The sequence below is a fragment of the Ruminococcus sp. AF20-12LB genome, from assembly GCF_003478985.1.
Taxonomy (GTDB): domain Bacteria; phylum Bacillota; class Clostridia; order Lachnospirales; family Lachnospiraceae; genus Blautia_A.
Map to the genome: position 1 here is coordinate 1 of NZ_QUGH01000004.1, position 14,377 is coordinate 14,377.

Annotated in this window: 12 protein-coding genes; 9 read left to right on the top strand and 3 right to left on the bottom strand. The window is 42.7% G+C overall.

The features are described from left to right. Positions 1-282: 282 nt before the first annotated feature. The 3 genes from DWX61_RS06040 to DWX61_RS06050 form a co-directional block, all read right to left on the bottom strand. The gene (locus DWX61_RS06040; RefSeq protein WP_118624290.1) at positions 283-795 is read right to left on the bottom strand and encodes a DUF5605 domain-containing protein; all 513 of its coding nucleotides are present in this window, start codon (positions 793-795) and stop codon (positions 283-285) included. Then, positions 764-1,315, bottom strand: coding sequence for an apiosidase-like domain-containing protein (locus DWX61_RS06045; protein WP_118624292.1), 552 nt, complete (start codon positions 1,313-1,315; stop codon positions 764-766). The genes DWX61_RS06040 and DWX61_RS06045 overlap by 32 nt, the downstream gene beginning before the upstream one ends. A gap of 63 nt (positions 1,316-1,378) precedes the next feature. Then, the gene (locus DWX61_RS06050) at positions 1,379-1,564 is read right to left on the bottom strand and encodes a DUF5060 domain-containing protein (RefSeq protein WP_118624294.1); all 186 of its coding nucleotides are present in this window, start codon (positions 1,562-1,564) and stop codon (positions 1,379-1,381) included. 336 nt (positions 1,565-1,900) lie between these two features. Here DWX61_RS06050 and DWX61_RS06055 point away from each other — a divergent pair, with 336 nt between their 5' ends. The 9 genes from DWX61_RS06055 (at position 1,901) to DWX61_RS06095 (ending at position 14,354) form a co-directional block, all read left to right on the top strand. After that, positions 1,901-2,512: an ECF transporter S component gene (locus DWX61_RS06055; RefSeq protein WP_118514791.1), complete on the top strand. Its 612-nt coding sequence runs from the start codon at positions 1,901-1,903 to the stop codon at positions 2,510-2,512. Between the two features lie 379 nt (positions 2,513-2,891). Then, on the top strand, positions 2,892-3,311 hold the full coding sequence (locus DWX61_RS06060) for a MarR family winged helix-turn-helix transcriptional regulator (RefSeq protein ID WP_118514789.1): 420 nt from the start codon (positions 2,892-2,894) through the stop codon (positions 3,309-3,311). Between the two features lie 28 nt (positions 3,312-3,339). Further along, positions 3,340-4,638: a cytidylate kinase family protein gene (locus DWX61_RS06065; protein ID WP_118624296.1), complete on the top strand. Its 1,299-nt coding sequence runs from the start codon at positions 3,340-3,342 to the stop codon at positions 4,636-4,638. Between the two features lie 143 nt (positions 4,639-4,781). Continuing rightward, complete coding sequence (locus tag DWX61_RS06070; protein ID WP_147419610.1) at positions 4,782-5,969, top strand: helix-turn-helix transcriptional regulator; 1,188 nt, start codon at positions 4,782-4,784, stop codon at positions 5,967-5,969. A gap of 137 nt (positions 5,970-6,106) precedes the next feature. Further along, on the top strand, positions 6,107-7,528 hold the full coding sequence (locus tag DWX61_RS06075; protein WP_118624300.1) for an MFS transporter: 1,422 nt from the start codon (positions 6,107-6,109) through the stop codon (positions 7,526-7,528). 259 nt (positions 7,529-7,787) lie between these two features. Continuing rightward, positions 7,788-10,553: an alpha-L-rhamnosidase gene (locus DWX61_RS06080; RefSeq protein WP_118624302.1), complete on the top strand. Its 2,766-nt coding sequence runs from the start codon at positions 7,788-7,790 to the stop codon at positions 10,551-10,553. Position 10,554: 1 nt separating this feature from the next. After that, complete coding sequence (locus DWX61_RS06085; protein ID WP_118624304.1) at positions 10,555-11,409, top strand: MBL fold metallo-hydrolase; 855 nt, start codon at positions 10,555-10,557, stop codon at positions 11,407-11,409. After that, the gene (locus DWX61_RS06090; protein ID WP_118624306.1) at positions 11,406-12,395 is read left to right on the top strand and encodes an ROK family protein; all 990 of its coding nucleotides are present in this window, start codon (positions 11,406-11,408) and stop codon (positions 12,393-12,395) included. The genes DWX61_RS06085 and DWX61_RS06090 overlap by 4 nt, the downstream gene beginning before the upstream one ends. Positions 12,396-12,407: 12 nt before the next feature. Then, on the top strand, positions 12,408-14,354 hold the full coding sequence (locus tag DWX61_RS06095; RefSeq protein WP_118624308.1) for an oxidoreductase: 1,947 nt from the start codon (positions 12,408-12,410) through the stop codon (positions 14,352-14,354). Positions 14,355-14,377 lie beyond the last annotated feature (23 nt).

Sequence of the window (14,377 nt, forward strand, 5' to 3'; positions counted from 1 at the left end):
GGTGGAAGTGTGGTAACACATGGAGCTGACTGTTACTAATCGGGTGAGGGCTTGACCAAAAAGCAGGTCGTAATTGATTCAAGTGATTAACCATCAACAAAGCATGTATGTAGTTTTGAGAGTATAAAAATTAAGCAATATTTAAACTGTTTGGTTTAGATATTGCTTTTTTTGATGTAATTAAAAACAAATATTATGCATGGCAATTAAAAAATAAAAACGGAAAGTTCATTTCTCAAAATAAACAGAGAAGAACTTTCCGTCTTTTATTTTATCACGATATTATTCTTCCACAGCAAGAAGTGCAATACCTTCTTTTGCTTCGCCAAGATCAAGCCATGTGATTCCGCTGGCGCCAGTCATGATGGTTTTTCTTGTCATGTTCCAGGTGTCAATGACATCAATTTTGTATTTATGGTCTTCTGGAAGGATGAAGAAAGGGTTTCTTGGGCAGTGTTTTCCAAGGTATTTGATGTAAACCTGATCACCGCATCTTCCGGAAAAGATTTTATCTTTCAGCGCACCTGCATCATCTTCTGGTTCAGTAAGGCTGGTAACGAGAGAGATGATCGGATGATCCGGGCCGGCTTTATATCCGAGAAATTCATCTCCGAATGTTACAGATTCCGGCTCGTACCAAGGTTCAATGGCAGAAGGAAGGCTTTCCATGAGTTCGCGGAGAAAAGCGATTCTTTCCGGGCTTTTGCCTTTCAGTTTTCCGCCTTTTGCCCACCAGAGTACATCGTCATCGGAAAGATAGGTTTCACCGATTGCTGAGAAGATGGTCGTAAACATCTTCCTCTTTTATGATTTCTTCGATTTTGTACCATTCCTCTTTTGATTTGGCAAAACATAAGTCATATTCGTTTGCCATGCTCCACCAGATACCTGGGAATGCAGATAAACGGCGGACAAGGTAGCGAAGATAAGTTTCATTCTGTTCTGGTGCTAATTTTGAGAAGCCCCATCTGTCGTAAGGATGGAATAAGATAAGATCTGATTCAATATCCATTTCCTGAAGCTGGGAGATCACTTCTTCCAGATGATTCCAGAATTTGTAGTTTGGATGATCTACATCCCAGTTTCCTTCTGCATCTTTGCAAAATGCGAATTCCCGAGGTTCATTTTCGTTAAATTCATAGGATTTTGGGAAAACGCAGAAACGAATCTTATTAAAAGGAGACGTCTGCAGTGTCTGCAGAGTTTCTTTTTCCAGGGCGTCATCCTGATGGATCAGCGCATATACGGTAGTTCCAAAAGGAATGTAGGAGTCTCCGTTTTCGTAGACAAAATGGCAGCCCTGTGTGTGCACCATTCCGTGCTGCGTGGATGCAGTACATTCTTCCTGTCCTTCTGCTTCTACGGCACCTGTGACTTTTCAGGAGTAGACTCCGGCTTCGCGCGGAAGAAAACGTACTTTATAGGTTCCGTTTCCATCATAAAATCCTTTAACCGACTGAGAGGAATTGCCGTTTGTGAATACAGCTTTGATATCGGCAAGTGCTTCTGAGCTGTCTGGTTTTTCTCCCTGGAAAACCAGTTCAAACATTTTGTTCTGAATCATATTTTTATCTCCTTTGATTGTTTTTAGCACATTTTTTATAAAAAATTTCAAATCATGTTAAACGAATTATGACAACTATATTTTAACAACAAATCAGTGTTACATATATCTTAATTTTGATGTTTATATCTTTATTTTGATGTTTGTATCTTTATTTTGCACTGTTTGCGATTTGAGTGTTATTTTACTAACTTACAAAACTGTACCCTAAAAAAGAATAAAAATTGTCACTTGTCATATATCCACTCATAAAGTATCATAACATCTGTGTTATTACACTGACACGCTAAAACAATCATACACAAAAGTAATAACAGAACGAGAGGGGACATTATTATGAACACACAGAACAACACAGTAGTCAAGCTTGCAGAAACTGCATTACTTGCAGCGTTATGCTACGTATCCTTTACATTTTTGCAGATCAAGATCCCAGTGCCGGGTGGAGATGCAACATCGATCCATATCGGAAATGCTTTCTGCGTGCTGGCGGCATTACTTCTTGGCGGCGTATATGGAGGACTTGCAGGTGCGATCGGAATGGGAATCGCGGATGTGATGGATCCGGTTTATATTACAGGTGCGCCGAAAACTTTTATCCTGAAATTCTGTATCGGTCTGATCGTAGGTCTTGTGGCACATAAGATCGCGAAGATCAATGAGAGCACAGATAAGAAATATGTTTTTAAATGGAGTGTGATCGCATCCATCGCAGGACTTGCATTTAATGTAATCGCTGATCCGATCGTGGGATATTTTTACAAGCAGTATATTTTAGGGCAGCCACAGAAGCTTGCAGAGGCACTGGCAAAAATGAGCGCGGCGGCAACCTTTGTCAATGCGGTTGTATCAGTGATCCTGGTAGCAATCATCTATAATGCGGTTCGTCCGGTATTGATCAAGAGTCATCTGCTCACAGTTACTAAGAAAAAAGAACAGACAGCATAATTTATTGAATTGCTATAAGTAAGTTTTCAGCGTGGTTGTGGAGAGCAATAAGCAGAGTGCTTTGTCCAAATCCAAATTCATAAAGAAGTATATAAATAACAGTTTTCAACAGTTATTCTTACGAACATTTTACAGATGTGAAAGTAAGAATAGCTGTTATTTTTTTACACTAATACGCTGTAACATACATATATTGTGTGCTTTTCATAAAAATAAGAAAGATAAATTGTGCAATATTCCAGACAAAATATAAAAAACATATTGACACAGCAAAATAAAATAGTTATAATTCTAAACGTTTGAATTATAACTATTAACATGATTAAATCGAATGCTTTTATCCGTTTGATTAGATAAAGGAGAGGAAGTGAACATACAAATGCAGGATTCATTTCACTATCTGGCCATGGTAAATCAGATGATGATCCAGAAAAAGCTCATGGAGCAGCTGAAAACCACAGGTCTTACGCTGGGACAGCCGAAAGTTCTGGATTATCTGAAGGATCATGATGGTGCCAGCCAGAAGGAAATTGCGGCAGGATGCCTGATCGAAGCAGGATCACTGACCTCCATACTGAACCGCATGGAGGAGAAAGGCCTGATCGAGAGAAAAATGCTCAACGGAAACCGTCGGACTTTTCATATTTTTATGACAGAATCCGGTAAGAAAAATCAGAAGCTTGTGGAAGCTGCTTTTGAAAAAATAGAAGAAACAGCATTTTCCGGTATTTCAGAAGAAGAACAGAAAAGATTTATGCAGACATTTGAAAAGATTTATAAAAATCTTAATGCTAAATAAATGAAACAAAAAGAGAGGGGAATAAATAATGGACAAACTGAAACGATATCTGATTTTTCTGGTAGGACTGTTTGTGAACTCGCTGGGAGTCAGTCTTATCACCAAGGCGAACCTGGGAACGTCGCCAATCTCATCGATCCCGTATGTATTAAGCCTTAACTTCCCGTTTACGCTCGGAAACTTTACCATCTTTTTCAGCATTTTTCTGATCGTACTGCAGCTGATAATCCTGAGAAAGAATTTTAAACTGGAGCATATTTTACAGATTCCGGTATCCATTGTATTCGGATATTTTATCGATCTTACCATGCTTCTTTTTTACTGGGTAAACCCGGAGATGTATGTGATGAAGATCGTTTATCTTCTCATCGGATGCCTGATCCTCGGTTTTGGTGTGTACATGGAGGTTCTGGCCGATGTAGTTATGCTTCCGGGAGAATCTTTTGTCCGCGCGATCGTCCTTACCTGGAAAACAAATTTCGGAACTACCAAGATCTGCTTTGATGTTTCCATGGCTGTGATCGCCGCAGTACTGTCATTTGTTTTTGCAGGCAGACTGGACGGTGTGCGTGAAGGCACTGTAATTGCCGCACTGCTGGTTGGATTTATCGCGAGACTTTTCGGAAAGAAGCTTGCTTTTGTAAAAACAATGCTGTTTCCGGAGGCTGTTCAGGAAGAACAGCAGAGAGAACAGCAGAGAGAACAGGCGGCTCAGACACAGCATGGCATTCAGGGAAAAAATGTCATCGCTATAGGAAGACAGTTTGGAAGTGGCGGCCACGATATCGGCAAGGTACTTGCAGAGAAGCTTGGCTATGATTTCTATGATGCAGAGATCATTCAGATGGCAGCAGGAACAACAGGCTATACACCGGAATTTATTAAAAAGAATGAGGAGATCATGACAAACAGCCTCCTCTATGATCTTGTCAATCAAATGTATTTAAACAGTAATTCTCAGGATGAGGCACCGAAGGATAAGATTTTTGCGGCGGAGTCAAAGGTAGTACGTGAGCTTGCAGAAAAAGGAAACTGCGTGATCGTGGGCCGGTGTGCAGATTATGTTCTCCGAAATTCAGAAAACTGTCTGAAGGTATTCTTCTCAGCACCTCTTGAGAGCAGAATCAAAAGAGTTTCCAAAAGACAGAATATCTCTGAAAAAGAGGCAAAGACAGTCGTACAGAAAAATGAAAAGCTCCGTGCAGACAACTACCGTTATTACACAAGAAGAATGTGGGGAGCAGCAGACAATTTTGATCTCAGCTTGAACACTGATCTTGGCGAAGATTATATCGAAATCTGTATCCGCGGAGCGATGAAACTGTAATTACGGAGTATTCCGTACCCGGCAAAATCCTATACAATTTGCAAAGAGTCTGTGTTATGATGAATAGCAGATAGACACGATACATGGATTTTACAGCATCACTGATTTTGTGAATTGCTATAGGAGAGTTGGGGAAATTGCTTATGGGGGATCATAAAAAATACATATTAAACAGATTGGCTGAACTGACAGGCGTTGATATTTTTTGTCAGGCAGACGAAACGTTGTCAAGCTATCAGAGAAATTCAGAACTGAATCCGATTTTCAGGAACAGCCAGCTGAGAGAACGATTAATGAAAGAGGCGGCCGCTCAGAAGCTGCCTCTTCTTCATAAAGAGGAAGACAGTATTTATTTTATCTGTGTAAGATCAGAGGGACAGTACTATTTTGCAGGTCCGCTCAGTCTGGGCGCGCTGAATAAGGTGGAGCTGCATAAATACTATAAGCGTTATGGGATTCACACAGATAAAGAGAAAATCTTGAAAAGATTTCAGTTTTCGGAAGTGATGGACATTGCACAGATCATGGATGCAGTTTTAAATGAAAATACAACAGAGGATATGGAGCTTGCCAAGGTAAATCATCTGGCTGCAGGCGCAGAAGAGCTAGAAGCGCAGGAAAAGATCATTTACGAAATAAAAAAAGACGAAGAAAATGCCTATCACCATACGTATCAGGAGGAACGTCAGCTTCTGGACTGTGTGCGGGAAGGACGCGTGGAGGACGCACTTCATTTTACCCGGACAATGGATGGAGATATCGGAAAATTATCCGGAAAAGTACTGAACCAGTGGAGAAACACGGCGATTGTAGGAATCACTCTTTGTACCCGGGCCGCGATCGAGGGCGGAATCTCGCCGGCCGCAGCGTATCAGCTGAGTGATTTTTACATCAGTAAGTGTGACAGCTGTCAGGACATTGCACAGATGATCCGATACCGGAATTCTGCAGTTGAGAAACTGGCATCCGAGGTAAAACGGAAGCTGGAGCAGAAGCACACCTCAAGCTATGTGGAGCAGTGCAGGGATTATGTACAGAAGCATTACAGGGAAAAAATTTATCTCGATGATATCGCAGATACTCTTGGAGTAAGTGCCAGCTATCTGTCACGGCTGTTCAGTAAAGAGACCGGTGAGCGGCTGCAGGATTACATTACCCGTGTGCGGATAGAACGTGCAGCCAATCTTCTGACGTATTCCAATGAATCTTTGTCCAAGATCGCAGAATATGTGAATTTTCCGTCACAGAGCTATTTTGGAAAGGTATTCCGCGAGCAGAAGCAGCTGTCTCCGAGAAAGTACAGAGAGGTACATAAGCCAAAAGAATTCTAAATTATACTGATATTGATAAAATATAGATAAGATAACGACAAAAACAACAAAATAAAGATATATAAAAAGCGCGGCGGGGGTTATAGTAAGTTCATCGAAAGAAAAAACCGAAAAGGAAAGGGAAAAAAGGAGGAGATATGTTCAGTTTAGCAAGTAAACATGATGACCCCAACGCCAAGCTGGCATGGAGCGAACGTATCGGCTATGGTACAGGAGGATTTGCCTTTAACATGATTAATGGTATCATCGGATCATTCCTGACCATCTATTTTACCAGTACAGTAGGACTTAATGCTGGTATCATCGCAACGATCTTTGCAGTATCAAAGGTATTTGACGGAATTTCAGATGTAATTGTAGGACGTATGGTTGACCGTACAAAATCAAAGCTCGGAAAAGGACGTTCCTGGCTGCTGAGAATGTGTATCCCATTTGCAGTTACAACAATGCTGTTGTTCTTTGTTCCGCAGAACTTCCCGGAAATGGCACAGTATGTGTATATTTTCCTGATGTATAACATTGTAAATGCAATATGTCTTACCGGTATGCTGGTGCCGTATTATTCCATGATCTCACTGTTGACAGCAAATCCGTATGAGAGAGGATTCATTGGAAATCTTCAGCAGATCTTCCAGACACTGGGAAATGTAGTTATCAATTCAACATTCGTTACCTTACTTGGAATCTTTACAGACAGCACTGAGACGATCTACACACAGAGAGCATTCACGATCACAATGCTGATCTACTGTATCGCAATGGTTGTTATCACATTTTTCTGTGTTTTCTCAACAAAAGAGAGAGTACATTCAACAGATGATGAGAATGCAAATGATCAGAAAGCAGAGAATGCAGGAAGAGAAGCCGGTACATGGGAAACTGTAAAGGCGCTTCTTCAGAACAAATACTGGGTGATCGTAACAATTGCAAGCTTTGTAGTATTCTTCGTAGTTATCATGTATGCAATGGGAAATGTTTATTACTGTCAGTATGTTCTTTATGATATGGGACAGTACGGATGGGTATCCAACTCTATTTCCATCGCACAGTTCGCGATCATGTTTGTAACACCGGCCTTTATGAAGAAGTTTGGAAAAACAGCAGTTTATGAAGCTGGTATGGTAGTTATGGGACTTGGTTTCCTTGGATTTGCAGTACTTGGCGGTTCCAGCACGATCGTAATGATCGTATGTAACGTACTGAAAGGCTGTGGTGTTGGTATGGCCGGTGGTATGGCACTTGGTATGGTTGCTGATACCATTACATACGGAACAAAGAAAACAGGTATTGATACCGTAGGTCTTGGAAATGCCGGCGTTTCTGCAGCGCAGAAGATCGGTCTTGGTCTTGGTACAGCAGTATTCGGATGGGTTCTGAACGGAGCCGGATATGACGGATCCCTGGATGCCAAAGGTATTGCACAGCCGGAGAGCGTTTCCACAGCAATCAATTTCATGTACAACTGGCTGCCATTTATCATGGTAATTGCTATGTTTGTTATCATGTTTATCATGTATCACTGTGAAAGAGATTTAAAGAAAATGGAAGCTGCCGAATAAGAAACTTTCGAAATAAAAACAGATAAATAAAGTTTTCCGCCCATGTAGATCAGCTGTGAAGCTATGACAGCTGATCTGTGTGGGCGCTTTTTATGTCGTGGAGAACAGGAAAATATAAAAAAAGGTAAAAATATTTATAAATACATCAAAATAAAAATATAAAATACAGAAACCTCATGCTATGATAACGTCAGAGTAAAAAAGAAAGATACCAGAAAAAACAGAGCGTAATCATATAAAAAGGCAAGGAGAGGGATACATGAGAATTAAAAATGTAAGAATAAACGGCATGGAAAATCCAACAGGCTTTGATTTTGGAACTGTATGTGTATCATGGAAGGTTCGTGAAGCTTCCGGAAAAGAGCAGCAGAATGTAAAAATCGAAGTGTCATTGACAGAAAGCTTCGAAGAAGTTCTTTGTGTAAAAGAAGGAAAAGAACTGAACAGTGCAGCAGAAAAACTGGAGTTTCAGCAGAACGCACACACAAGATATTATGTGAGAGTTACCGTTACAGATGATAAGGGCGAAACTGCTGTTTCAGAACCGGCATATTTTGAGACCGGAAAAATGGAAGAGCCGTGGGTTGGAAAATGGATCACAACAGAGAAAGAAGATACTTTCCATCCACTGTTTGTGAAGAGCTTTGAAGCGAAGAAGGGTCTGGCTTCTGCAAGACTTTATATCTGTGGACTTGGACTTTTTACAGCAGAATTAAACGGAAAAAAAGTCGGAGATGAAGTTCTTACACCATATTACAGCAATTATCATGATGAAGAGCAGTACATTACTTTTGATATTACAGAAAATGTGAAAGAACAGAACAGACTCACAGTATCTCTTGGAAATGGCTGGTTCAAAGGAAAATTCGGACTGAATAACCAGAGCAACAATTTCGGAGATGAATTTAAACTGATCGCAGAACTTCGTCTTGTATATGAGGATGGAGAGGTTCAGGTGATCGGAACGGATGAGACATGGGAGTACATTGGCTCTGATGTGGAAGATGACGGAATCTACGATGGAGAGATCATCAACCATCTTTTATGGAAGGAGAAAGAAAACTTACCGAAAAAGGCAGTTCTCACAGAGGCAGAAGGAAAGTTGGTTGCAAGATACAGCCTTCCTGTAATGGAGATGGAGGATATGCAGGTAAAAGAAGTGATCTATACACCGCTTGGCGAAACAGTACTGGATTTCGGACAGAATTTTGCAGGATATGTAACATTTCGAAACCATCTGCCGGAAGGAACAAGAATTGTATTTGATCATGGCGAGATTCTTCAGGATGGCAATTTTTATAATGAAAATTACCGTTCTGCAAAATCACAGTTTGTATATGTATCCGATGGCAGAGACGAGCTGGTTCGTCCTTCTTTCACATACTTCGGATTCCGTTATGTACGTGTAACAGGATGGCCGGGAGAGGCAAAGGAAGAAGATTTTACAGGAAAAGCCCTTTACTCAAAGATGGACAGAACCGGATACATTGAGACCGGACATCAGGGCGTGAACAGACTGTTCCTGAATGCACTGTGGGGTCAGAAATCAAACTTTATAGATTTTCCGACAGACTGCCCGCAGAGAGATGAAAGACTGGGATGGACCGGAGATGCACAGGTGTTCTCAGGAACTGCCAGCTTCAATATGGATACCACTGCTTTTTATCATAAATTCCTGCATGATTTAAGAAACGAGCAGGTAAAATATGATGGAATTCTTCCTGGCGTAATTCCGGTGCTGGATCCAAACGGACCGATCTTTTCCAGCGTGTGGGGAGACATTGCGACAATCCTGCCGATGGTGGTTTATGAGCATTCCGGAAATGTGGAAACTCTGAGAGAAAATTACCCGATGATGAAAGACTGGGTAGACAAGATCACGAAAGAAGACAAGGCAAGAGGACAGAAATATCTTTATGATTTCGGAAACCAGCTTGGTGACTGGCTGGCTCTTGACGGAAGAACAGAGCAGAGTATGGAAGGTGGAACAGATGCCTACTATATCGGCTCTAACTATTATGCAATGTCTGTACAGAAAACTGCAACGGCAGCAGAGATTCTGGGATATAAAGAGGATGAAGCTTACTATAAAGATCTCTATGAGAAGATCAAAGCTGCGATCATCCGTGAGTATTTTACAGAAACAGGACGTTTGGCTATTGATTCACAGACCGGATATATTGTAGCTCTGTATTCCGGAATCTACAGAGATAAAGAGGCTGTTGTGGCCGGCCTGAAAGCAAGATTTTATAAAGACTGCTATAAATTAAAAGGCGGATTTACCGGTGCACCGATCCTTTGCAGAGTTCTGGCAGAAAACGGATTCGAGGAGGATGCGTTCTACTTCCTGATGCAGGAGGAGTATCCGGGATGGATGCACTGTATTAATCTTGGTGCAACAACCATCTGGGAAAGATGGAACTCTGTTCTGGATGACGGACACTTAAGCGGTACCATGATGAATTCCCTGAATCATTACTCCTACGGTGCGATCGTAGAATATCTTTACAGAGACGTGGCAGGACTGAAGGCACTGGAGCCTGGATTTAAGAAAGCACTGATCACACCGTTAATGAACGGAAAACTGAAATATATGAACATGACCTACGATTCTGCATACGGAGAATACAAGGTATCCTGGAAGGTTCTCAAAGATGGAAATGTAAGTGTAGACATTCAGGTACCGTTTGGATGCAGCGCAGTGATCGGCCTTCCGTTCTATGAGGGAGAGGTTACAGAAGTGGCAGCAGGAAGCTATCATTATGAGTATCGTCCTATAGAAGACCTGCGCCAGCGTTATAATCACAAAACCATGTTCAAGGATATGATGCACGATCCGGAAGCAATGAAGGTGATCGAGAGAGTATCCCCGATGCTGATGTACTTCCTTTCCACCGGAAATCAGGATTATTTTTATGAAAGCCTTCAGAGTCTGGAAAAGCTGTCCTATATGGGCTTCACCAGAGAGATCGTAGATAACTTAAGTGCGGAATTATCCAAGCTGATGGATATGGAGGAGAAATAAGATGGCAGATTTTTACAGAGCAGAAAAATTGAATGACAGAATGACAGCAGTCATCAGTCTTACCGGTGAGATCATGTATCTTATAAGCGGAGAAAAAAAATCCGTTCTCATTGATACGTGCGTAGGTGCCGGAAATCTTCGTGCGTTCGTGGAAACGCTTACCGATAAGCCACTTACCGTACTGCTTACACATGGTCATATCGATCATGCCATGGGTGCACCGGAATTTGCAGATGGCTGTGAGATTTATATGAATCATGCAGATGCAGAACTGTATCTGAGAATGAATGACGTAGAAGGCCGTAAGGGTTATGTTATGGCAGGCCTTGGAGGAAAAATGCCGGAAGGACTTGAGGATACATTTCTTCCTCCGACAGAGGTAGACTTTAAAGATCTGAAAGATGGAGACAGCTTTGACCTGGGTGGAACAACTGTGGAAGTGTATGCACTTCCCGGACATACACCAGGAAGCATGGTCATGCTGGTACCGGAAGAAAGAATCCTGATCCTTGGAGATGCCTGCAATAATGCAACCTTTCTCTTTGACGGAGATTCCCTTACTGTTGAGGAATACAGAGAGAATCTTATCGAGGTACAGAACAGGCTGGAAGGACGTTTTGACAGCACCTGTCTCTGCCATCATGTGATAAAGGCATCAAAAGACATGATCAACAGCGCGATAAATGTCTGCGATGACATCATGAAGGGAAACACCGATGATGTAACGTTTGATTTCATGGGCCAGCAGGCTTTTGTGGCGAAGAAGGCAAGTGAATGCTTTGTGCGTCTGGACGGTGGAGAGGGAAACATCATCTACAATAAAGAAAAAATCCACAAAAAAGAGGTGACACGATGAATTATCTGGCAATCGATGTAGGAGGAACTTTTATCAAATATGCAGTGATCACAGAGAACTGTTCCATCCTTGAAAAAGACAAGACTCCTACAAGGCAGGAATCTTTGGAAGTATTTATCCAGTCTCTGGAAGAAATCTGCCGGAAGATCAGAGAGCACTATACGATCGAAGGAATCGCGCTCAGTATGCCGGGAATCATTGATTCCAAAAAGGGCTTTATGTATACTGGAGGAAGTCTTTTCTGCATCAGTAACGTAAATATCGTAGAGATTCTGGAGCAGAGAGTGGGAATCCCGGTCACTGTGGAAAATGACGCCAAATGTGCGGCCCTGGCAGAAATCTGGCAGGGTTCTCTGAAGGAATGCCAGAATGCAGTCGTGGTAGTCTGCGGTACAGCAGTAGGCGGAGCTGTGATCTGTAACCGTGAGATCGTCAGCGGAAAAAATTTCATGGCCGGGGAATTCAGTTATGTGATCACGGACAGCAAGGACGAGTACAAAATGGCAAACTGCCTTGCAGAAACAGCCGGTGCAAAAGCACTTATTCAGAGTGTGTCAGATAAAACAGGCATTCCGGTAGAGGAATTAAACGGAGAAAAAGCGTTTTCACTTGCCAATCAGGGGAATGAAAAGGCAATTGCCGGAATCCGTGAGCATGCGAAGAAGCTGGCCATTCACATTCACAACTGTCAGTATATGTTTGACCCGGAAAGGATCGCAGTGGGCGGCGGGATCAGTGAACAGCCGCTGCTTCTTCAGCTGATCCGTGAGGAAATTGCGAAGATCAATGATATGTTCCCGTGGACACTTCCGGTTCCGGAGGTAACAAGCTGCCGTTTTTATAATGATGCGAACCTGATCGGGGCAGTCTATGTACATATGAAAGCAAGAGAGAAAAAGATCAGCCTGGATAAAGTCAACGAGCTGATGGAATTACTGGAAAACAGAAGAGAAGGAGAGTACTTAAGAGCTCTTCTCACAGAGTAACAGGAGGTAAATATGAAGAGAAAATATCCTAATTTATGCAAACCGATACAGATTGGACGTGTAACATTCAGAAACCGTATGTTTTCTGCTCCTATGGGTGGAACAGACATTACAAATGACGGATGTATCGGCCCGAAATCTACCGCTTTTTATGAGCTGAGAGGAAAAGGCGGTGCAGGTGCGGTAACAGTCAGCGAGTGTATGGTACATCCGAAAACAGATGGTTCTCATGCATATCATCTGGACACTTCCATCCTGAATTCCCTTGCATCCGCAACCTATACAGCCGATGCGATCCGCCGTCACGGAGCAATCGCAAGCGTTGAGCTTTCTCATTCCGGTATGTATGCAGGAACTTATATGACGGATAAATCCAGACAGAAATCCATGCATCAGTGGGGACCGTCTGATACAGTCCGTCCGGATGGTGTTGAGGTAAAAGCTCTCACAAAAGAGCTCATTGATGAGATCGTTGCCTCCTATAAAGAGACAGCATCTCTGGCAAAAAGAGCTGGTTTTGAGATGATCATGGTTCATGGCGGGCATGGATGGCTGATCAATCAGTTCCTTTCCCCGTACTTTAACAAGCGTACAGATGAGTATGGCGGAAGTCTTGAAAACCGCTGCCGTTTTGCAATGGAAGTTCTGAAGGCTGTACGTGAGGGTGTAGGACCTGGATTCCCAATCGAATTCCGTATGAGCGGATCCGAGCTCTTTGAAGGTGGCTATACACTGGAAGATGGCGTGGAGATCGCAAAATTCCTGGAGCCGTATATTGACCTGCTTCATGTTTCCGCAGGAACATATCAGAGAGGCTTTGGAGATACCCATCCGTCTATGTTTAAGGAGCATGGATGCAATGTTTATCTTGCTGCTGAGATCAAGAAGCACGTGTCCATTCCGGTTGCAACCATCGGAGGTCTGAACGATCCGGCACAGATGGAGCAGATCATTGCAGAGGGAAAAGCAGATATCGTTTACATGGCAAGAGCACTTCTTGCAGATCCGTTCCTTCCGAGAAAAGTTATGGAGAACAGAGATCAGGAGATCGTGAAATGCTTAAGATGCTTTACCTGTATGGCAGAGAGAGCAGCAACTTCAACAAGAAGATGTACGGTAAATCCTCTGATCGGACGTGAGATCGAAGGCGACGAGATCCAGCTGGCACCGGTTAAGAAAAAAGTTCTTGTAGCAGGTGGCGGCCCTGGCGGACTGTATGCTGCCTATACAGCTGCAAGGAGAGGACATCAGGTTATCCTCTGTGAAAAAGAAGAGGAGTTGGGAGGAATTCTGAAAAGTGAGCAGGCTCTGCCGTTTAAGCATGAGATGTATGAGCTTGCAGGAACCTATGAGTTTCTGGCAAGGCAGGCTGGTGTGGAGATCCGTACTTCCACAGCAGTAACAAAAGAGTATGCAGAAAAAGAAAACGCAGATGCGCTGATTATTGCAGCAGGCTCCCGACCGCTTGTTCCGCCGATCCCGGGACTGAACGGGGAAAATGTTGTGATCGTAAATAATTATTATAAAGAAAAAGAAAAAGTCGGAGATGAGGTTGTTGTCTTTGGTGGCGGTCTTGCAGGCTGTGAGTGTGCGATCCATCTTGGGATGGAGGGAAAGAAAGTCCGTCTTGTTGAGATGAGAGACGTTCTTGCTCCGGATGCAAACGTAAGACACAGACCACTTCTTCTGAAAGAGATCGACAAATACGCAGAAGTATATACAGGCTATAAAGGCCTTGAGGTAACTGCAGAAGGTGTATGGTGCGAAAACAAAGAGGGCGAAAAAGTTCTTGTTCCGGGAAGCACTGTGATCTGTGCACTGGGTCAGCGTTCCAGAACAGACATTGTGGATGAGCTTCGTGACTGCGCTCCTTATGTGGCTGTGATCGGTGATGCAAGCAAGGTTTCCACGATTACCAATGCGGTATACTGGGGATACCACGCAGCACTTGACATCTAAGCATCAATAAGAAAGGGTGAAAA